Raw genomic sequence first — 21,206 nt, forward strand, 5'->3', positions numbered from 1 at the left:
CGGTTTCTCCCTCGCTGCAGGCGGAGAAGAAATCGATCAGGCCGTTTAAAATGAATTGAGTATACTCCCCCTGCTCCGCCGCAGGCGAAGCAAAATCAGCGGGCGTTGGGCCGCTGTTTTGGGGAAAGCTCAGGATCAATCCGAAAGCAGGTGAACACGAGTGCTGTTAAAGTCTTTGGAGCTTCAGGGCTTTAAGACCTTTCCCGATAAAACGGTGCTGCATTTTAACCGCGGCATCACCGCCGTGGTGGGGCCGAACGGCAGCGGAAAAAGCAACGTCAGCGACGCCATCCGCTGGGTGCTGGGCGAGCAGTCTGCCCGTGTGCTCCGCTGCTCGAAAATGGAGGACGTGATTTTCGGCGGAACCCCGGCGCGCAAGGCGCAGGGCTACGCGGAGGTCACTCTCACCTTTGACAACACCGACCGCCAGCTTCAGTTCGACAGCGATCAGGTCGCCGTTACCCGCCGATATTACCGCTCGGGGGACAGCGAGTACCTGCTCAACAAAAACACCGTGCGCCTGCGCGACATTCACGAGCTGTTTATGGATACCGGCATGGGGCGCGACGGCTATTCGATGATCGGGCAGGGCAAGATCGACAGCATTGTGGCCGCCCGCAGCGAAGACCGCCGCGAGATTTTTGAGGAAGCCGCGGGAATCTCCCGCTTTCGGTACCGAAAAGGCGAATCGGAGCGTCGGCTACAGCAGGCACAGGAAAATCTGGTGCGCCTGCACGACATTTTCTCCGAGCTCGAAGCCCGGGTTGGCCCCCTGCGTGAGCAGGCGGAAAAGGCCAACCAGTATTTGAAATTCGCCGAGGAAAAGCGGACGCTCGAAATTGGCCTGTGGCTGAATACACTCGGGCGCTCCGGTCAGATTCTGCGCGACTACGAAGACAAGCTTCTTCTGGCCCGCGGCCAGCAGGAAGAAATCGACAAGCGTGCCGCGGAGCTGGAAAAGCAGATTGAAGAAAACTACCGGGCGGTCAACGCCTGTACCGCCCGCATGGACGAGGCGAGAACGCTCGCTTCCGCCAAAGAGGAGGAAGCCGCCCGAAAGGACGGCGAGGCGGCCGTTTTAGAGAACGACCGAGAACATAACCGGCAGAATCAGGAAAGAATTCTGCACGAGCTGGAAAACTCCTCCCTTTCCGATGAAGACCTGCGGAAAGAGATCGAAGAAAAAAAGCGCGGGATCGAGGAAAAAGATCAATTTGTACTGAGCCGGCAGGAGGAGGTCGCCGGCGTATCCAAACGGCTGGAGGAGCTGCGCGGCTCGATGGAGCAGTATTCCGGCCAGATGGAGGAGCAGACCCGCCGCCTGACACAGCTGACGGCGGATGCTTCGCAGGCAAAAATCCGCGAGATGACGGCGGTTACCGCCATTTCTGAAATCGAGCTGCGCCGCGCCGCCGTGCAGCAGGCCCTGCAGTCGCGGGAGCGGCAGAAGCAGGAGCTGGAGTCGGAGGAGCGCGAATGCGCCGCCCTGCTGCAAAAAGCGGAGGATACCATCGCCGCGCTGACCAACACGGCGCGCGGCTTTGAAATGCGGCTGGATTCCCGGCAGAAGCGCCTGGAGGTAGCCCGCGGAAAAAGTGAGAGGCTCCGGCTGGACGCCGGGGAGCAGGCTCGGCGCGTGAAGCTGCTGGAGGAGATGGAGCGAAATCTCGAGGGCTTTGCACACAGTGTCAAAACGGTGATGAAGGAGGTCGGGCATGGCAGCCTGACCGGAATCCACGGCCCGGTTTCGCGTCTGCTGCGGGTTCCCGCCGAGTACGCCACCGCAGTGGAAACGGCTCTGGGGGCCGCCATGCAGAATATCGTGGTGGAAACCGAGCAGGACGCAAAGCGGGCGATCACCCTCTTAAAACAAAAGGATTCAGGGCGCGCCACCTTCCTGCCGATCTCGACGATTCACGGGAATCTTCTGCAGGAGCAGGGGCTTTCCGACTGCTCGGGATTCGTCGGCGTCGCGTTCTCCGTTTGCGGGTGCGACTCAAAGTACGAGGGCGTCATGCGCTCACTGCTTGGGCGCATCGTGATTGCGGAAGACCTCGACAGCGCCGTCGCGATTGCAAAGCGCTTTTCCTACCGGTTCCGCGTGGTTACGCTGGACGGTCAGGTGGTCAATACGGGCGGTTCGCTCACCGGCGGTTCTCTGGCGAAAAACGCCGGGCTGTTGAGCCGTACGGCGCAGATGGAGCAGGCCAAAAAACAGGCCGCGGCGCTGGCGCAGAAGGCGGAGGAGGCCGAGGCCGCGCTCAAAGCGGCGCAGGCGGAGTTTTCCGCCGCGCAGGCTTCGCTCTCCGCCGCGCAGGCCGAGCTGAGCACGGCCAAAGAGGACCGTGTGAATCTGCAGGCCGAATACGGGCGGATGCGCGCCGAGCGGCAGTCGCTGGAAAGCGGCGCAAAAGAGCTGGCGGCGGAGCAGGAAAAAGCCGGGCAGAGGCTTCTGGAACTGCGGCAGCAGAAGGAGCAGGCCTTGCGCGACGCCGAAGCGCTGGAGGAGCAGATTACCGCCCTTCGCCAAAGCGTGAGCCGGATGACCGGCGACCGCGAGGAGCTGGACAAACGCTGCCGGGCTTTGACGGACGCTTTGCAGGAGGCGCGCATGACGGCACTCTCCGCCGAAAAGGAAAAGGAAGCCCTCGCCGCCGCCGCGCAGGAATTGGAGAACCGCCGCCTGAATTACGCCGGGCTGGCGGAGCGCCTGAATCAGGAGCTTACGCAGCTTCGCGAAAACGACCGCGCGCTCGAGCGGCAGGCACAGCAGCTTCGGCTTCAGGCAACGGAGCTGCGGGCTGCCGCAGCCGCTTCCCGCGAGAGCGTGGAGGGCATTGCCAAACAGCGGGCCGATTTGGAAACGCAGGCCGCGCGCCTGAGGGCGGAGGAGCGCGAGCAGTCCTCCGCGCGAGACACCATCGGGCAGGAGATGGCCCGGCTGGAGGAGCGGCGCGCCAACATACAAAAGGAATACGATGAAATTATTTCCCGTTTGTGGGAAGAATACGAACTGACCCGGCGGGAGGCCGAAGAGATCAGCCCGCGCCTGGAGGACGTTTCTACCGCGAAAAAACGCCTGAACGAGCTCAAGGGCAGAATCAAAGCGCTCGGCACGGTGAATGTGGCCGCGGTGGAGGAATACAAAGAGGTCTCGCAGCGGTATGAATTCCTGAAAGAGCAGATCAAAGACGTGGAGAAATCCCGCGATGAGCTGCGGCGCCTGATCGGCGAGCTGACCCAGAAAATGCAGGAGCTGTTTTTGCAGCGGTTTGAAAAAATCCGGCAGAATTTTTCTGAAACATTCCGCTCGCTGTTTGGCGGCGGTACTGCCCAGCTGACATTAAGCCAGCCGGAGGATGTGCTCACCTCGGGAATCGAAATTTCCGTTCAGCCGCCGGGCAAGATCGTCACGCATCTGGAGTCGCTTTCAGGTGGCGAAAAGGCGCTGGTGGCCATCGCGCTGTATTTCGCCATCATGAAGGTAAATCCGCCGCCGTTCTGCGTGCTGGATGAAATCGAGGCCGCGCTCGACGACGTGAATGTGGGTCGCTTTGCCGGCTACCTGCGCGGCATGAACCAGAACACGCAGTTTATCATCATCACGCACCGCCGCGGCACCATGGAAGAAGCGGATGTGCTGTACGGCGTCACCATGCAGGACGAGGGCGTTTCAAAGCTGCTGGAGCTGCGCGCCTCCGAAATAGAGCAGAAGCTTGGAATCAGGCAGAGATAACGGGTTCCATTGAAAGCAATTTTATATGAGATTAATTGCGCCTTTCCCCGTCGCAGGCGGGGGAAGAAACCAATAAATTGTTTTAGCAGAAAGCCGGAATATAAAGGAGTTTGCGATGGGATTTTTTGATAAGATCAAAGAAGGACTGAAAAAAACACGCGACAGCATCACCGGGCAAATCGATTCGATGCTCAACAGCTTTACGAAAATCGACGAAGAGCTGTTTGAAGAGCTCGAGGAGCTGCTCATCATGGGGGATGTCGGCGCCGCCACCTCCGCCAAAATCTGCGAGGAGCTGCGCGTCCGCGTGAAAAAGAACGGCGTGACCGATCCCGCCGAGGTGCGCGGTCTGCTGCAGGGAATCGTGTCTGAAATGCTCAGCGGCGGCGAGGAGCTGCGGCTTACAACCAAGCCGTCCGTGATCCTGATCATCGGCGTGAACGGCGTGGGCAAAACGACCACCATCGGCAAGCTTGCCGCAAAGCTTTCGCGCGAGGGCAAAAAGGTCATCCTCGGCGCGGCGGATACGTTCCGCGCCGCGGCGATCGACCAGCTGCAGGTATGGGCGGACCGCGCCGATGTGCCGATGGTTAAGCACGCGGAGGGCTCCGACCCCGCGGCCGTGGTGTTCGACACCATCGCGGCAGCCAAGGCGCGCGGTATGGATGTTGTGATCTGCGATACCGCCGGGCGTCTGCACAATAAAAAGCACCTGATGGACGAGCTGTCGAAGATCAGCCGCATTATCGACCGCGAGCTGCCGGACTGCGACAAAGAGGTTCTGCTCGTGCTCGACGCCACCACCGGGCAGAACGCCGTGAACCAGGCGAGGGAGTTCCAGAACGCGGCGGGTCTGACCGGCATTGTGCTCACAAAGCTCGACGGCACGGCGCGCGGCGGCGTGGTGCTGCCCATCCGGCAGGAGCTTCATCTGCCCGTCAAGCTGATCGGCCTTGGCGAAAAAATAGACGATTTGCAGCCGTTTGAGGCGGACGAGTTCGCCGCGGCTCTGTTTGAGAGGGAAGCGAAATGACATTTGTAATCGCGACACATAACGCAAAAAAGCTGAAAGAGCTCGAAAGAATCCTGGAGCCCCTGGGCTTTGACGCCGTCATTCGGGAAGATTTGCCCGAGGTGGAGGAAACCGGCACCACCTTTGCCGAAAACGCTCTGCTCAAAGCGGAATCCGCCATGAGGGCGACCGGCATGCCAGCGATTGCGGACGACTCCGGCCTTGTGGTGGATGCGCTCGGCGGCGCGCCCGGCGTTTACTCCGCACGCTACGCGGGCGAGGGCGCGACCGACCGGCAGCGATACGAAAAGCTGCTGGAGGCGCTCCGCGGGGTTCCCGCGGAGCAGCGCACGGCGCGGTTTGTCAGCGCGGTCTGCTGTATATTCCCGGATGGAAAGATCCTTACGGCGCAGGGCGCCTGCGAGGGCTCCATCGCGTTCGGGCCGAAGGGTGAGGGCGGCTTTGGCTACGACCCGATTTTCCTTGTGGGGGAGCGCTCCTATGCGGAGATGACCGCCGAAGAAAAAGACGGTATCAGCCACCGCGGCCGTGCGCTTGCAAAATTGGCGCGGGAGCTGGAAAACTGGAAGAAAAATGGTTAAAATAAAGGAGTATATTGCATGATCACAAGTAAGCAGCGGGCGTTTCTGCGCTCTATGGCGAATCCGCTCGACACGATTCTCATGATTGGAAAAGACGGCATGAGCGCCGATATCATAAGGCAGGCAGACGACGCGCTCACCGCCCGCGAGCTGATCAAGGGCAAGGTGCTGGAAACCGCGGGGATCACCGCGCGTCAGGCGGCGGACGAGCTGGCGGCTCCTCTTTCGGCCGAGGTGGTGCAGGTCATCGGCGGAAAGTTTGTTCTGTACCGCAAAAATCAGAAGGAACCGAAAATCATTCTGCCGAAGCCCGCGAAAAAATAATGGAACAAAGTGAATTCCGTACGCATTTACGGTACAAAAACACGAAAAATAAATTTCTTTCTTCCGCCGGGAACGGGGAGGAGAGAGAAAACCGGTGCGTTTGCCTCGATTTGGAAACGGGAGGGCCCATGAGAAAGCTGGCGATGTTCGGCGGAACCTTCAACCCGATTCATAACGGGCACCTGCATTTGGTGCAGGGCTTTCGTGAGCGTCTGGGGCTCGACCGCGTGCTGCTCATTCCCTCCCGCGTGCCGCCCCATAAGGCGGCGGCCGATCTGGCGGACGCGAAGGATCGGCTCGAGATGTGCCGTCTGGCGGCGCAGCCGTACGGCCTTGAGGTGTCGGATGCCGAGCTTCTGCGGCAGGGCCCGAGCTATACGGTAGACACCCTGCGGCAGCTGCACCGGGAAAACCCGGGCGCAGAGCTGTACCTTTTGATGGGGGCGGATATGTTTTTGACGCTGGAGCACTGGTACCAGAGCGGGGAGCTGTTCCGTCTGGCCCGCATGTGCGCGGCGCCGCGGGACGAAAACGGCCGCGGCGAGCTTTTGGCCTATGCAGAACGCATCGAGAGCCTTGGCGCAAAAACGCATGTGGAGGAGCTTTCGCTTCTTCCCGTTTCCTCCACGCTGGTGCGCGGGCGCATCGCGCGGGGCCTTCCCATTGCCGGGCTGGTTCCGAAGGCCGTGGAGGCGTATATCACGGCGCATCATTTATACGGGGGGATTTCCAATGGATGAAAAGCAGTATGAAGAAATTGTTCGCGGCCGCTTGTCCGAAAAGCGCTTTCAGCACAGCAGGAATGTTGCAAAGGCGGCGCAGGAGCTGGCGGCTCTGAATGGGGTCGATCCTCAAAAAGCCAGGCTGGCCGGGATCCTTCACGACATCATGAAGGAGGCGCCGCCCGAAGAGCAGTTGAAAATCATGGACGATTCTGGTATAATGCTCACAGATGTGGAGCGCTCCGCGCCGAAGCTGTGGCACGCCATGGCGGGCGCGGCTTATTTGCGGGATGTTCTGGGCATTGACGATCAGGAGATTCTGGATGCCGTGCGGTACCATACCACAGGGCGCGCCCATATGTCTTTGTTGGAAAAGATCGTGTTCGTGGCGGATTTTATTTCGGACGAACGGGATTACGAGGGCGTGCGGGAGCTGCGCGAGGCGGCTCGCCACGGTTTGCAGGATGCGGTAATGGCCGGGTTGATTTTCACAATTCAGGATTTATCGCAGAATCAAAAGCCGATACACCCTGACAGTTTCGACGCGTATAACGCAGAGGTTCTTGCCCGCGGCAATCAATAAAATACATTAAAATTTCAATAGAAATGGTGGTTACCAGATGACATCATTAGAGCTGGCCCAAAGGGCTGCAGTGATTTTAGACAATAAGAAAGCCAATGAGCTGAAGGTGCTTGGAATTAGGGAGCTGTCTGTATTGGCAGATTATTTCGTTCTGGCAACCGGTACCAGCAATACACACGTTAAGGCATTGGCCGACGCGGTAGAGGTTCAGCTCAAGGAAGAGGGGACTATGCCCGACCATGTGGAAGGGTACCGTTCCAATTCCTGGATTCTTCTGGATTACGGTCATGTCGTCATACACGTTTTTACCGCAGAAGCACGCCGGTTTTATGATCTGGATCGCCTGTGGCAGGACGCGGAAAATATAGAGCTCAACTTTTTGAGCGAAGCGGAATGAGGGGGAGCACCAGTGAAATACGAACATAAACCGATTGAAGAACGGTGGCAGAAAAAATGGGAGGAAGCAGGCGTTTTTCATGCGTCTGCGTCTACGGACAAGCCGAAATTCTACGCGCTGATTGAATTTCCTTATCCCTCCGGGCAGGGCCTGCATGTCGGGCATCCCCGCTCCTATACGGCGCTGGATATCGTTTCGCGCCGACGCAGATTGATGGGTTATAATGTTCTGTATCCCATCGGCTGGGATGCGTTCGGTCTGCCGACCGAAAACTTCGCGATCAAAAATCACGTGCATCCGGCGATTGTAACCCAGAAAAATATTGCCCGTTTCAGGCAGCAGCTGCAGGCGCTGGGCCTTTCCTTCGACTGGTCCCGCGAAATCAATACCACAGACCCATCCTATTACAAGTGGACGCAGTGGATCTTTTTGCAGATGTTCCGGCGCGGGCTTGCCTATAAAAAAGAAATGTCCGTCAACTGGTGCACCTCGTGCAAATGCGTTCTGGCCAACGAAGAGGTGGTGAACGGCGTCTGCGAGCGCTGCGGCAGCGAGGTTGTGCACAAGGTCAAATCCCAGTGGATGCTGAAAATCACCGAGTACGCCCAGCGTTTGGTGGATGATCTCGATCTGGTGGATTACCCCGAGCGCGTCAAGGCGCAGCAGAGAAACTGGATCGGCCGTTCCACCGGCGCCGAGGTTCGCTTTCGGACCAGCCACGGGGAAGAGCTGACCGTTTATACCACCCGGCCCGACACGCTCTACGGCGCGACCTACATGGTTCTCTCTCCGGAGCATCCGTACCTCGAAACCTGGGCTGACAGCCTGCGCAATCTGGATGAAATCCGCGCTTACCAGCAGGAGGCTTCCAAAAAGTCCGACTTTGAGCGCACCGAGGTGGCCAAGGAGAAAACCGGTGTGCGCCTGGACGGCGTGACCGCGACGAACCCGCTGACCGGGAAGGAAATTCCGATCTTTATTTCCGATTATGTTCTCGTGTCCTACGGCACCGGCGCGATTATGGCGGTGCCCGGCCACGATACCCGCGACTGGGAATTCGCGAAAAAGTTCAATTTGCCGATCATCGAGGTTGTACAGGGCGGCAACGTGGAACAGGAAGCGTTTACCGACTGCGAAACCGGCGTGATGGTCAATTCCGGCATCCTGAACGGCCTGACCGTTGAGGAAGCGAAGAAGAAGATCATCGCGTATTTGGCGGAGCAGGGCATCGGCGAGCAGAAGGTCAACTTCAAGCTCCGCGACTGGGTGTTCTCGCGCCAGCGTTACTGGGGCGAGCCGATCCCGATCGTTCACTGCGACAAATGCGGCTTTGTGGCTCTGCCGGAAAGCGAGCTGCCGCTGACTCTGCCGGAGGTCAAATCCTACGAGCCGACCGACAACGGCGAATCCCCGCTGGCGCATATGACAGACTGGGTCAACACCACCTGCCCGCACTGCGGCGGCCCCGCCAGGCGCGAAACGGATACCATGCCCCAGTGGGCGGGCTCCTCCTGGTACTTTCTGCGCTATATGGATCCCCACAACGACAAGGCGCTGGCCGGCAAAGAGGCGCTCGAATACTGGTCGCCGGTCGATTGGTATAACGGCGGCATGGAGCACACCACGCTTCACCTGCTGTACAGCCGCTTTTGGCACAAATTTCTGTATGACATCGGCGTGGTTCCCACGCCCGAGCCGTACGCCAAGCGCACCAGCCATGGCATGATTCTGGGGGAGAACGGCGAAAAGATGAGTAAATCCCGCGGCAACGTCGTCAATCCGGATGAAATTGTGAACGAGTACGGCGCGGACACCATGCGCCTGTATGAAATGTTCATCGGCGACTTTGAAAAGGCCGCCCCGTGGAACACCGCGAGCATCAAGGGCAGCCGCCGCTTTTTGGAGCGCTACTACGCGCTGACGGAGCGCCTGGTGCCGGGAGATCAGATCACTCCCGCGCTGGAGCGGCCGTTCCACAAGACGATCAAAAAGGTCGGCGAGGATATAGAAAACCTGAAATTCAACACGGCGATCGCGTCGCTGATGGCTTTGATCAACGATATTTCCGACGCCGGCTCCATCAACCGTGAGGAGCTGCGCGTCTTTACCCTGCTGCTCAATCCCTTTGCCCCCCATGTAACGGAAGAGGTGTGGGCGCAGGCGAAGCTCGGCACCGGGCTTGTGGCGGAGCAGAGCTGGCCGGAGTACGACGAGGAAAAATGCAAAGAGAGCATGGTGGAAATCGCCCTTCAGGTCAGCGGTAAGGTGCGCGACCGCATTGAAATTCCCGTGGAATATACCAAGGAGCAGGCGATTCAGGCGGCGAAGGATCAGCCGAAGATTGCCGCGGAGCTTTCCGGCAAGCAGATTGTAAAAGAGATCTACGTGCCGGGCAAGCTGGTCAATCTTGTGGCCAAATAAAGAGCTCGGGCCGCCGGGCGGGCTGCGCAGCCACGGCGCGGGGAACCGCTTTTGTGCCGCGTGTACCCGCAGGGATGGCGTGCGCCCGCAGGAGCGTCACGTTTGCAGGCACATACCCCAAAGCACGTTCGCTTGCTTTTGCAGATTGTTCAGCAGCACCAGGGCCGCTTGTGCGGCCGGGGTGCTGCTGTTGCTTTGCCGGTCTCACCCGCAGCGCAGGATTCTTTTCAAAAAAATCCTTTTCTATTCTTTGTGCAGCGTGTATAATAGTACAGAATCGCAGGACAGGGGCTGCTGCGGCAGAAGGCGATCCCATGCGTCCTGCGGCGCCACATCAGTTAAATTTGGAGCATAGTGAGGATTGTGGAACAATTATGGAAAAAAGCACATTGAAAAAATCGGTCACCGTTGTGGAAGCAATGGCGATTGTTGTGGGAATGATCATCGGCTCGGGCATCTTTTTAAAGCCCGGCGTTGTTCTGGGGAATGCGGGCAGCCCCGCCATGAGTATCGCGGCCTGGATCGCGGGCGGTATCATCACGCTGGCTTCCGCGCTGTCTGTTGCGGAAATCGCGTCGGCCATCCCGAAGTCCGGCGGATTGTATACGTATCTGGAAGAGCTGTACGACGAAAGGGCCGGCTTTTTGCTGGGCTGGGTGCAGACAGTGATTTCCTACCCGGCCTCCGTTGCGGCGCAGGCCATCGCGTTTTCGATTTATGCCGCTTATTTTATTCCGATCAGCGGCGTGCAGCAAAAGCTTTTGGCTGCGGGCGTTCTGATCTTTATTCTGGTCATGAACATTTTGTCCACCAAGTGCGGCGGCGTTATTCAGACTCTGGCAACGGTCGGCAAGCTGATCCCGATTGTCGCGATCATCGGCGTCGGCCTGCTTTCCCCGAGTATTCCCGGCTTTGCGGGCTCTGCGCAGGAGGCGCTGCAGGGCGCGGGCTTTGGCGCTGCGATTCTGGGCACTCTGTGGGCCTACGACGGCTGGATCGGCGTTACCAATATGGCCGGTGAGCTGAAGAACCCTTCTAAAACACTGCCGAAGGTCATCTCTGTCGGCGTGTTGTTTGTCATCGTGGTCTACGCGCTGTTTAACCTTGCTGTTTTCCGCGCGCTCCCGCTCAGCCAGATCGTGGCCTCCGCCACGCCCGGCGCAGACGCGGCGAATGTTCTGTTTGGCGAAGGCGGCGCCGCCTTTATTACCGCGGGCATCATGGTTTCGGTATTCGGCGCTCTGAACGGCTATTTGATGACGGCTGCGCGCGTGCCCCAGGCCATGGGTGAAAGAGGGCAGCTCCCGTTTTCCGCAATTTTGGGCGCGGTTCATCCGAAGCTGCGCACCCCCGCCAACGCTCTGATTTTCCAGAGCATTTTGGCGCTTGTGTATATTTTCTCCGGCACGTTTAATACTCTCACCGACATGCTGGTGTTTGTTCTGTGGATTTTCTTTACCATGGGCGTTTTGGGCGTGTTTATCCTGCGCAAAAGGCATCGCCCGGAGGAGGGGAAATACCGGGTTCCGCTGTATCCCGTCACCCCCATCATCGGTGCGGTGGGCGGCGTTTATATTTTGATCAGCACACTGGTCGACGCCCCGGCTCGTTCCGTGATCGGGATTGCGATTACCCTGTTGGGGTTGCCGGTGTACCAGTGGATGAAGAAGAAAAAGCGGCAATAGGCAAAGGGCGGCGCGCATCTCTGTCAGGTGCGCGCCGTGTCTGCCAGCTGACGCGGCAGCGTCGGTTTTAGAGAGTGACCCGCTTCTTCCTCCGCCGCGGGCAAGGGAAGAAAGCCGTACCCGCAAAGAATGGATTGGACTGAATTGATTCAGAAAGATGGAAAGAAAGCCAGATTGGCTGCCTGGCTTTCCTGTCCAAATTTATTGTAATAGGGGGGAGTGCTGTGGACGGAGCTCTTCTGGGAGATATTGCCGGCTCCCGTTATGAATTCAGCAAGCCGAAAGGGTTTAATTACAAGACCGTCCCTCTGTTTGAGAACAGCTGCTTTTATACGGACGACACCGTGATGACGGTCGCGACCAAATATGCGATTTTAAATAAAATCCCCTATCGCGACGCTTACGTCATGTTTGGAAAGCGCTACCCATACGTTGGGTATGGGCCGATGTTCAAGGAATGGATCTACGACCACCTGCACGCTCCTTACCGCAGCTACGGCAACGGCTCCGCCATGCGGGTGAGCTTTGTGGGCGAATATTTTGAAACTCTCGAAGAGGTGGAGCGCGAGGCGAAGAAGAGCGCCGAGTGCAGCCACAACCACCCCAAGGGAATCACTGGGGCGCAGGCGGTGGCGGTCAGTGTGTTTCTGGCGCGAAACGGCTTTTCCAAGCGCGAAATCAAAAAGCAGATCACGGCCCGCTACGGGTACTCTCTGAATCGCCGCCTGCTGCTGTACCGACCCTTTTCCAAGTTCGACATGAGCTGCGAGGGCTCGGTTCCGCTTGCCATCCGCTGCTTTCTGGAGAGCGACTCCTGGGAGAGCAGCATTCGCAACGTGCTGAGCGTCACCTGCGACACCGACACGGTGGCCTGCATCACCGGCGCGATTGCCGAGGCGTATTATAAAGATACCGGCTTTGACAATGCCCGGCTGCTCAGGGAATATTTGTTTGACCCCGCTGTTTCTGAGGGGGAACAGCTGCTATACCGCTGGGCAACCGCAGAAAAATAGAAGGAGGATCGTGAGTGATTATCTACACCTACCAATCTGTGAGAGTGCTGCGGATTTTGAAATCCGGCGAAATTTACCGTGCGCACCCCAGCCAGAAATACGGGCGGGCGTACGACTGCCTGATCGATATGCTGGGGCTGCACTGTGAGTGCCCGATTTTCGGCAATCTGAGGTTCCACCGGAAGAATACAGGCGGTAGCACATCCAGCAGCGTCAAGCTGATTTTGAAGGTGCCGAAGGAAAACGTCTGGCTCACGGAGTATTCCGAATGGGCGGACTTTTTGTATATGGTTCAGTTTACCTCACCCAAAGATTACTATGACCTGATCGCGGGAGAGGTGGACAACATCACCCGGGAAAAGCTGCACAGAACAATTGAATCTTTAAAGCTGCAGCGCAGCCCCTGGGCGTATCGGGTTCCGCAGGCGATTCTGGAGGAAATCCGGCCGGAATGGCTGGCGGAATATAAAGTAAAGCTGTAACAGGCCAGGGGAATTTGAGCTGCGCTGCGGGCCGCGCGATTGCCGCGGCCCCGCTTTCGCACGAAATGAATGAGAATGGGGAAGAGGAAAGAAACATGGATAAAAAGCTGTCTTTTTCATCCTATCTGCTGGTTGGCTCCATGCTGTTTGGGCTGTTTTTCGGGGCCGGCAATTTGATTTTTCCGGTTCATATGGGCCAGATGGCCGGTGCGTCAACACCGCTGGCCGCAGTCGGTTTTCTGGTAACGGCAATCGGCCTGCCGTTTCTCGGCGTGATCGCCGTGGGAATCTCCGGCAGCTCGGGTTTGTTTGATCTTGCGGGGCGGGTGCACCCTGTTTACGGCTACGTGATGACGATCCTGCTGTACATGACCATCGGCCCGTTCTTTGCGCTGCCCCGTACCGCGACGGTGTCGTTTGAAATCGGCCTTGTTCCCTTTCTCCCGCAGTCGATGCAGCGGGTGGGGCTGGCCCTGTTCACGGTGGTGTTTTTCGCCGCTGCACTGGCGTTTTCGCTGCGCCCCAACAAGCTTTTGGTTTGGGTGGGGAAGGTTCTGAATCCCCTGTTTCTGGCGGTGCTCGCAGTTTTGATTATTCTGAGTGTTGTTTCGCCGATGGGCGCCGTCTCCCAGATTCCGGTGGCGGAGTCTTACGCCGCATCCCCGTTTTTCAAGGGCTTTCTCGAGGGCTACAATACCATGGATGCGCTCGCGTCGCTGGCGTTTGGAATCATTGTGGTGAACAGCCTGAAGGAGCTGGGCGTGGGCAGCCCTCGCGGCGTCGCGCTGGCTACCGTCCGCTCGGGCGCGGTCAGCGTGCTGCTGATGGGCATGATCTATGCCTTTCTGGCGTATATGGGCGCTTCCAGCGCCGGGCAGTTTGCCGTTTCTGAAAACGGCGGCATTGCGCTGGCCCAAATCGCCCGGTACTATCTCGGGACGAGCGGGAACGTCCTTTTGGCGGTGATTGTGACGGTGGCCTGCCTGAAAACGGCGATCGGCCTGATCACGGCCTGCTCGCAGACCTTTTGTGAGCTGTTTCCGAACCGCTTGAGCTATCGCACCTACACCGTTCTCTTTACGCTGGTTTCGCTTTTGGTCGCCAACGTCGGCCTGACGCAGATCATCTCTCTGTCGATCCCGGTGCTGATGTTTCTGTACCCGCTGGCGATTTCGCTGATTCTGCTGGGAATTTTAAGCCCGCTGTTTCACAATCGGCGCTGTGTGTACCTGATTCCCACTGTTTTTACACTGTTTGCCGGTGTGGGCGATTTTCTGAACGCCCTGCCGCGGCAGGTGACGGCGCAGCCGGCTGTGCAGGCGGTTTTGGGCGTTTACCGCGAATCGCTGCCCTTCTTCTCTTTGGGGATGGGCTGGGTGATCCCGCTTGCGGCGGGCCTTGTGCTCGGCTTTGTGGTCTATCAGCTTACCAAACAAAAGAAAGCCGGACGAAGTGCCTGATTGCTTGGAGCTGATGCAAAACGGCTTCTCAAAAATATCAAAAAACATGCGTCTTGACTGGGTTTTTCAACCCGATCAAGACGCATGTTTCATTTTTACACAATCAGCGATGAACGCCCAGGAAAAACAGCGCGACGGTTCCGGGGCCGGAATGGGCGCCGATGACCGGGCCGACATAGTTGATGACGACTCCCTTTACCGAAAAACGCCGGAGTATCTCGTTGCGTACCCATTCGGCATCCTCCAGACAGTCGCCGTGGCTGATGTAGATCATTTGTTTTTCCGGGTCGACCACGGTCTCTTCCATCTGATCAACCAGAGCGTTCAGCGAGGCCTTGCGCCCGCGCGCCTTTCCCACGTTGATCAGGTGGCCCTCGTCGTCCACGTGCAGAACAGGCTTAATGCCGAGCACCGTGCCGATTAAAGCCGTGGCGGAGGAAACCCGGCCGCCCCTCTTTAGATGGTTCAGATCGTCTACGGTAAACCAGTGGCAGAGCTTGAGCTTGTTTTCTTCGAGCCAGTCGCGCACCTGATCAATGCTTTTGCCGCTCTTTCGCAGCTCCACCGCATGCTGAATCAGCAGGCCCTGCCCCAAAGAGGCGCACAGGCTGTCTACGGTATAAAGCTTTCGCTCCGGGTATTGCGCGATCAGCTCCTGCGCCGCAAGGTGCCCCGCGTTATATGTGTTGCTCAGGCCGGAGGAAAACAGGATGCACAGCACATCCTTCCCCTGCTTCAGCAGGGCCTCCATTTTCTCCTGAAAGGTCTCCATATTGACCGCGGAGGTGGTGCAAACCGCCTCCTGACGAAGCTGGTCGTAAAAATCATGAAAGCTGATGCTTTTCCCATCCAGGTCGTTTAAATATTCCTGGTCCCCCAGATGAACCGAAAGGGGAAGAACCTCCAGTCCCCATTCACGCGCAAGGTCACCGGGAAGATCACAGCAGGAATCCGTGAGAATTACAAAATCATTCATGGAAAAAATCCCTCATTTCCAATTCTTCGCTTTCTTTCCACAAAAACAGATTGCCTGATTTTGGGATGTTCCATCCTCAATTCCCAAACGGGCTCATTCAAAGGCTCCGGGCATCGGTATCACCGAGCCGATGATTCAATGCTCTCTCAGCCGCCCAAAGCTTTGCTTTAATGTGCGGCGTGAGGTTATTATATCATCCGTTGTACAGTAAATCATAGATTCCGTAAAACTGTCGGTATTACCGAGCCGATGATTCAATGCTCTCTCAGCCGCCCAAAGCTTTGCTTTAATGTGCGGCGTGAGGTTATTATATCATCCGTTGTACAGTAAATCATAGATTCCGTAAAACTGTCGGTATTACCGAGCCGATGATTCAATGCTCTCTCAGCCGCCCAAAGCTTTGCTTTGGTGTGCGGCGTGAGGTTATTATAGCATAGCCTGCCAATTTTTGCAAATTGTCTGCTATGGTAGCGCTGAAAAAAATCCGAAAGAATCGCTTGACAAACAGAACACAACATTGTATTATTGTATTAATCCACTAGTACAATCATACAAACGGAGGTGAAGATGAATGAACTGGGATCTGAAGTCCGATAGACCCATTTATTTTCAGTTGATAGAACAGATTGAACTGAGAATTATTTCCGGCATATATCCGCTGGGGAGCCGGCTGCCGTCGGTGCGCGATATGGCAACGGAAGCGGCGGTAAACCCCAATACGATGCAAAGGGCGCTTGCCGAGCTGGAAAATCAGGGGCTTTTATATTCACAAAGAACAAGCGGACGGTTTGTTACGGAAGATGAGGAGGTTATCAAAACCATGAAATATTCTCTTGCGCAAAACATTATCAAGGAATTTATGGAGAAAATGCGTTCTCTTGGCTACGATTTCCGGCAGACCATCACACTGCTTGAACAGATAGAGGAGGAGAAGAAATAATGGAACCGATATTACAGTGCAAAAACCTGACGAAGGTTTTCCCCGGTAAGGTTGCGCTGTCCGGAGTGAATTTAGAGGTGAACCGCGGCAGAATTGTCGGCCTGCTTGGGCCGAACGGCAGCGGGAAAAGCACGCTGATCAAAATGTGCAACGGGCTTTTAACTCCCACGAACGGCGAGCTTTTGGTTGACGGGAATGCCCCGGGGATTGAAACAAAAAGGATTGTTTCGTATTTGCCGGAGCGCACCTACCTGAACGACTGGATGACGGTGCGGAATCTTGTGGATTTCTTTGATGATTTTTACACGGATTTTGATAAGGCGAAGGCATATGATATGTTTCAGCGGCTGGATATTAAAAGCGACGCCAGACTGAAGACCATGTCGAAGGGAACCAAGGAAAAGGTTCAGCTGATTCTGGTAATGAGCCGCAACGCCTCGCTGTACCTGCTAGATGAACCGATCGGCGGCGTAGACCCGGCAGCCCGCGATTACATTCTGAACACGATTATCTCGAATTACAGCGAGAACGCGACCGTTATGATTTCTACCCACCTGATCAGCGATGTGGAGAGGATTCTGGACGATATTATTTTCATCAATCAGGGATCGATCGCGCTGGTTTCCTCGGTGGAAGAAATCCGCGAGAAAAACAATAAGTCTGTGGATGAATTGTTCCGGGAGGTGTTTCGATGCTAGGGCGTTTGCTGAAATACGAAATCAAGTCGACGGCTCGCATTTACCTGCCTTTGTATTTGCTGCTGTTTTTGACGGCGGTCATCAATAAGTTTTTCCTTTCCGTGAATTCAGAGAATCTGGGAATTCCCATGGCGATTTCCATGACGGCGTATGTAACCATTATTGTGGCCATTGTTGTGATCACACTGGTGATAACGATTCAGCGCTTTTACAAGAATCTTCTGCAGGATGAAGGCTACCTGATGTTTACCCTGCCAGTCAGCGTGGATGCCAATATCCTCAGCAAGCTGCTGGCGGCGGTGCTTTGGAATATTGCAAGCACGGTGATTTCGTTCTTCTCCGTACTCGTGCTGTCGGTCGACCGCGACATGATGGGCGCACTTGTTGAGAGCTGGAGGGAGTTTCAGACTTTTCTGGCCGCACAGGATTTCGCGGTGCATTGGATTATCTTCCAGAGCATTGTGCTGATATTGCTGTCTCTGGTGGCTGGAATTTTGAATCTGTACGTGGCGATGGCAATCGGGCATCTGGTGCAAAAGCACCGGGTTGCCGCCTCTCTGGGGGCATTTTTCCTGATCGGATTGGTAGAACAGATTGCCTTCACCTTATTTATTGAACTTGCCGCCAAGAGCAACTGGTTCTATTTCCTGCATGGAATGAATCCGGTCGATCAGGCACAGTGGCTTCTTACGGCAGCGATCATTGTGGTTGCGGTTCTCGGCGCAATCTACTATTTCGCCACCAAATATATTCTGAAGAACAAGCTGAATCTCGAATAACGCGCAGTCCGGTTCCCCTCCCCTCCGCGGGAGGGGAATTTTTTTGTGTTTTCAGCCGGAAAAACGCGATGGTCAATTCTGGTAGAATTCTTAAGTTTTTTCTGTTTTGGTTGCGAAAGGGCTAACCATGCGGTATAATCGAGAAGAAAGTGGCATTTTGCCACAATTTGTCTGTCTAAAATGATTCAGATTGTTGAATCGCAGGGCGCGAAAAAGCGCATAGGAATGAATGGTTGAAAAAGGAAGAATTTGAATCGGAGAGGGATTGAAAATGAAGCGAATGAGGCCGTCTGTAACCAAACGTTTTTTTTCGGCAGTACTTTCCGCTGCGGTAACCACCGCGGCGTTTGTCAATATGATGCCGGTGGTAATGGCCGCGCAGGCTACTACAACAGATAAGCTGAACATCAGATCCGGGCCGGGAACCAGCTACCAGATCGTAAAGACGATCGAGAAAGGAACCAAGGTGGAAACGCTTGATGCCGGGAGCTCCGGGTGGTACAAGATCAAGCTTGCCGACGGAACGCAGGGGTATTGCAGCTCGCAGTATGTACGGGTTGCGTCTTCCGGCAGTTCGGGCGGCGCCGGAAGCTCCGCGCCTGCCGGCGGGTCGTCTTCCGCCTACGGCACGTTAACGCTCGATACCCGCAGCTACACCATGGCCCCGGGAAATATTTATGATTTTCGGGCAAAGGTAGAGGGCATGGGCCTGACGCAGGCCGATGTAAAGGTGTATTCCTCCCGCACCGGCATCGCCGCCGTCACCCGTGTGGCGGGAACGGACAAATACCGGGTCACCGCCAGGGGAGAGGGCGTTTGCTATGTGGTGGCGGAGGTTGCCGGAGTGCATGCCTCCATTAAAATTACGGTGCAAAAGGGAGTCAAGGCTTGGGGAGAATCCACCCGTTCCATCTCCCTTCTGGGGAATCACCCGGGCAGGCCGTCCGGCGGGGATTCCTCCTCCGGCGGGCAGACCGGCGCGATTACGCTCGATACGAAAAGTTATCAGTTTGCCTCCGTCGGCAAAGTCTATCAGTTTTTGGCAAAGGGAATCGCAAAGGGCAGCAGCCCCACGGTCACTTCCTCCAATCCGTCGGCTGTCAGCGTTTCTTTGAAGAACGCCAACGATCCCCGCGGGTATTTATATGAAATCAAGGCGGTTTCGGCAGGCTCGGCCGTGATTACCGTCAGCAGCGGGAGCGCTTCCGCACAATTGACCGCTGCCGTGCCGGGTTCGGGCGGCTCCGGCGGCCAGACCGGCGCGTTTGCGCTGGATACGTCGAGCTATGCCTTTTCCTCCGTCGGCGGTGTGTATCAGTTTCTGGCAAAGGGGCTTGCAAGCGGCAGCAGCCCGACAGCCACCTCCTCCAATCCGTCGGTCGTCAGCGTTTCCCTGAAAAACGCTCATGATCCCCGTGGGTATTTATATGAGATCAAAGCGGTTTCGGCGGGTTCCGCGGTGATCACTGTTACCAGCGGCAGCTATTCCGCCTTTTTGACGGCGAGCGTGCCAAGCTCCGGCGGCTCGGGCGGAGGAAGCACCGAAATCACGGGGGCCAGAACCACAACCGCCGTGAATCTGCGCAGTGAGCCGAATACCAACTGCTCGGTGCTGGTAACGCTGAAGCCCGGCGCGGTCGTGGCGGTTCTGGACACCACTTCCTATCCCGACTGGACGAAGGTGAGAACGGCCGAAGGAAAAACAGGGTACCTTTACAACGACTACATAGAGTATTTGTACGGCAACGACGGCACCCAGATTTCCGGCCTGACGCTCTCGAACACCTCGGGGACGATTCCAAAGGGAAAAAGCTATTATGTGAAAGCTTCGGTATCCCCCACGGGTGCCGATGTGACATGGACCTCAAGCAACACCGGCGTTGCGACCGTCAACAATGGATTTATTTACGGCAATCAGCCCGGCAGCGCGGTCATCACCGCAAAGTCGGGTTCCAAAACGGCAACCTGCCGTGTAACCGTGACGGCGGCGGAGCCGGTGAAAACAGCATATACCACCCCCAATGTGGCCGGAATCGGCCAGCAGGTGGAGCTGGTGGCGGTAACGGATAACACCCGTTCTTCCGTGCGTTTTGTGGTCTCTATGAACGACGGCACGAAAAAGACGCTCGATGTTGGAAGTTACACGACAGAGACCTCCACCAACGGCAATCTGGCTCCGAACTACACCCGCGTTTGGAAAACAGCGGTCACGTTCTCTTCCCCGGGCACCTACCCGGTAGCGGTTTATTCCTCCACGGGTTCCGGCTACAGCAGCACGGGGGTGACCACCAGCAGCTTTGTCGTCAGCACGCAGGAGAAAACCTCCTCCACGCGCGAAAACCGCCGGGTGAGTGACGAAATGCTTGCGCTGATCGGCAAGTGGGAGGGTTACAGAGCGGCTGTTTATCCCGATACGCTGGCGGGCAATATCCCGACCATCGGCTATGGGCAAACCTTTGGCGCAGGCGCGCTCTTCTACAACAACCAGACAAAAACGGAGGCCTGGGCACAGCTGCTCAATTCCGTTAACGGCTCCTACACGCAGGCGGTCAATACCTTCCTCGCAAATAACAACATCAAAGCCAATCAGCAGAACTTCGACGCGATGGTCAGCTTCTCTTACAATGTGGGAGCAGGCTACTGGAGCGGTACCAGCGCGTTTGATATCCGCGAGATTATGCTCAACTCCGTGGTTCCCCCAACGGTTCCCGCGGGCGGGCTTTCCGCGTCGGCTACTTTGAATTTTGATCTGTTCCCTTCCGCAAGTTCGGCGGGCGGGCGGCTGACGGAAGTAGCGGCCTCCACATTCCTGCAGGTGCTGCAAATTTCGGTCGATGCTTCCACAAAATCGGTTTGGTATCAGGTGCAGACGCCGGATGGAACCGTGGGCTGGGCGCGCTCCGGAGCGATCCGGTTCAGCGACGCGGCGAGCATGCAGCGCGATTTGAGCTATACCGACTCCCACGCGATCGCAACGGAGTGGCTGCGCTGGAACCAGGCGGGCGGCAAGGTTTACGCGGGCCTTGTGTACCGCCGTCTGGGAGAAACCAAGGTATTCTCCTTCGGCAACTATACAGAGGCGGACAGCGCCAATGCCAATTACAAACGGAACACCTACGGCTACACATATCCGGTCTCCGCACAGCCGTACGAGCAATAAATCCAATCAATCAGACAGCCCTGCCGGAGAAATCCGACAGGGCTGTCTTTAGGATTGTAAAAAGGAAAAGTGCTGCGATTGCGGTATTCTTCCGTAGTTTATGAAAAATACGGTTTACCGTAATCGTTCCGCTGAATGATTTACTGTGCTGCAAAGTGATTTAAAACCAGCCTGAATCGAATCCGCGATCAGGATACCGGCAATCACAATAGCTGC

At 56.6% G+C, this 21,206-nt stretch carries 17 protein-coding genes; 16 read left to right on the top strand and 1 reads right to left on the bottom strand.

What is annotated here, in order from left to right; translation table 11 throughout:
- Positions 1 to 160 precede the first annotated feature (160 nt).
- The 12 genes from smc to brnQ all read left to right on the top strand — a co-directional run bounded on the left by smc (position 161) and on the right by brnQ (position 14,437).
- Complete coding sequence (smc, locus tag G340_RS0108330) at positions 161 to 3,736, top strand: chromosome segregation protein SMC (RefSeq protein WP_020073192.1); 3,576 nt, start codon at positions 161 to 163, stop codon at positions 3,734 to 3,736.
- A gap of 115 nt (positions 3,737 to 3,851) precedes the next feature.
- Positions 3,852 to 4,769, top strand: a complete 918-nt coding sequence (gene ftsY, locus G340_RS0108335) for a signal recognition particle-docking protein FtsY (RefSeq protein WP_020073193.1) — start codon at positions 3,852 to 3,854, stop codon at positions 4,767 to 4,769.
- Complete coding sequence (locus G340_RS0108340) at positions 4,766 to 5,350, top strand: XTP/dITP diphosphatase (protein ID WP_020073194.1); 585 nt, start codon at positions 4,766 to 4,768, stop codon at positions 5,348 to 5,350. The genes ftsY and G340_RS0108340 overlap by 4 nt, the downstream gene beginning before the upstream one ends.
- Before the next feature lie 18 nt (positions 5,351 to 5,368).
- Positions 5,369 to 5,674, top strand: coding sequence for a YhbY family RNA-binding protein (locus G340_RS0108345; RefSeq protein WP_020073195.1), 306 nt, complete (start codon positions 5,369 to 5,371; stop codon positions 5,672 to 5,674).
- 110 nt (positions 5,675 to 5,784) lie between these two features.
- Positions 5,785 to 6,414 carry a nicotinate-nucleotide adenylyltransferase gene (gene nadD, locus G340_RS0108350; RefSeq protein WP_326522357.1) on the top strand — a complete coding sequence of 210 codons (630 nt, stop codon included), beginning with the start codon at positions 5,785 to 5,787 and terminating at the stop codon, positions 6,412 to 6,414.
- Positions 6,407 to 6,979 carry a bis(5'-nucleosyl)-tetraphosphatase (symmetrical) YqeK gene (gene yqeK / locus G340_RS0108355; RefSeq protein WP_020073197.1) on the top strand — a complete coding sequence of 191 codons (573 nt, stop codon included), beginning with the start codon at positions 6,407 to 6,409 and terminating at the stop codon, positions 6,977 to 6,979. Before nadD ends, yqeK begins: the two co-directional genes overlap by 8 nt.
- A gap of 37 nt (positions 6,980 to 7,016) precedes the next feature.
- The gene (gene rsfS, locus G340_RS0108360; protein ID WP_027103927.1) at positions 7,017 to 7,376 is read left to right on the top strand and encodes a ribosome silencing factor; all 360 of its coding nucleotides are present in this window, start codon (positions 7,017 to 7,019) and stop codon (positions 7,374 to 7,376) included.
- A gap of 12 nt (positions 7,377 to 7,388) precedes the next feature.
- Positions 7,389 to 9,797 (top strand): leucine--tRNA ligase, encoded by a 2,409-nt coding sequence (leuS, locus tag G340_RS0108365; protein ID WP_020073199.1) that lies wholly within the window; start codon positions 7,389 to 7,391, stop codon positions 9,795 to 9,797.
- 374 nt (positions 9,798 to 10,171) lie between these two features.
- Positions 10,172 to 11,482, top strand: coding sequence for an APC family permease (locus tag G340_RS0108375; protein ID WP_020073201.1), 1,311 nt, complete (start codon positions 10,172 to 10,174; stop codon positions 11,480 to 11,482).
- Positions 11,483 to 11,706: 224 nt separating this feature from the next.
- Complete coding sequence (locus G340_RS16635) at positions 11,707 to 12,495, top strand: ADP-ribosylglycohydrolase family protein (RefSeq protein ID WP_020073202.1); 789 nt, start codon at positions 11,707 to 11,709, stop codon at positions 12,493 to 12,495.
- 14 nt (positions 12,496 to 12,509) lie between these two features.
- Positions 12,510 to 12,977, top strand: coding sequence for a hypothetical protein (locus tag G340_RS0108385; RefSeq protein ID WP_020073203.1), 468 nt, complete (start codon positions 12,510 to 12,512; stop codon positions 12,975 to 12,977).
- Between the two features lie 95 nt (positions 12,978 to 13,072).
- The gene (gene brnQ, locus G340_RS0108390; protein ID WP_027103928.1) at positions 13,073 to 14,437 is read left to right on the top strand and encodes a branched-chain amino acid transport system II carrier protein; all 1,365 of its coding nucleotides are present in this window, start codon (positions 13,073 to 13,075) and stop codon (positions 14,435 to 14,437) included.
- A 103-nt stretch (positions 14,438 to 14,540) separates the two neighbouring features.
- Here brnQ and G340_RS0108395 read toward each other — a convergent pair whose 3' ends face one another.
- Positions 14,541 to 15,413 (bottom strand): DegV family protein, encoded by an 873-nt coding sequence (locus G340_RS0108395; protein ID WP_020073205.1) that lies wholly within the window; start codon positions 15,411 to 15,413, stop codon positions 14,541 to 14,543.
- Between the two features lie 571 nt (positions 15,414 to 15,984).
- On the opposite strand from G340_RS0108395, the gene G340_RS0108400 reads away from it, so the two are divergent.
- From G340_RS0108400 to G340_RS0108415, 4 genes are all read left to right on the top strand, one after another.
- On the top strand, positions 15,985 to 16,353 hold the full coding sequence (locus G340_RS0108400) for a GntR family transcriptional regulator (protein ID WP_020073206.1): 369 nt from the start codon (positions 15,985 to 15,987) through the stop codon (positions 16,351 to 16,353).
- Positions 16,353 to 17,051: an ABC transporter ATP-binding protein gene (locus G340_RS0108405; protein ID WP_020073207.1), complete on the top strand. Its 699-nt coding sequence runs from the start codon at positions 16,353 to 16,355 to the stop codon at positions 17,049 to 17,051. The genes G340_RS0108400 and G340_RS0108405 overlap by 1 nt, the downstream gene beginning before the upstream one ends.
- On the top strand, positions 17,045 to 17,830 hold the full coding sequence (locus G340_RS0108410) for a hypothetical protein (RefSeq protein WP_020073208.1): 786 nt from the start codon (positions 17,045 to 17,047) through the stop codon (positions 17,828 to 17,830). The genes G340_RS0108405 and G340_RS0108410 overlap by 7 nt, the downstream gene beginning before the upstream one ends.
- Before the next feature lie 271 nt (positions 17,831 to 18,101).
- Positions 18,102 to 20,990, top strand: a complete 2,889-nt coding sequence (locus G340_RS0108415) for an SH3 domain-containing protein (protein ID WP_020073209.1) — start codon at positions 18,102 to 18,104, stop codon at positions 20,988 to 20,990.
- Positions 20,991 to 21,206: the final 216 nt, after the last annotated feature.

The sequence above is a fragment of the Faecalispora sporosphaeroides DSM 1294 genome (genome assembly GCA_000383295.1).
In the GTDB taxonomy this organism is placed as follows: domain Bacteria; phylum Bacillota; class Clostridia; order Oscillospirales; family Acutalibacteraceae; genus Faecalispora; species Faecalispora sporosphaeroides.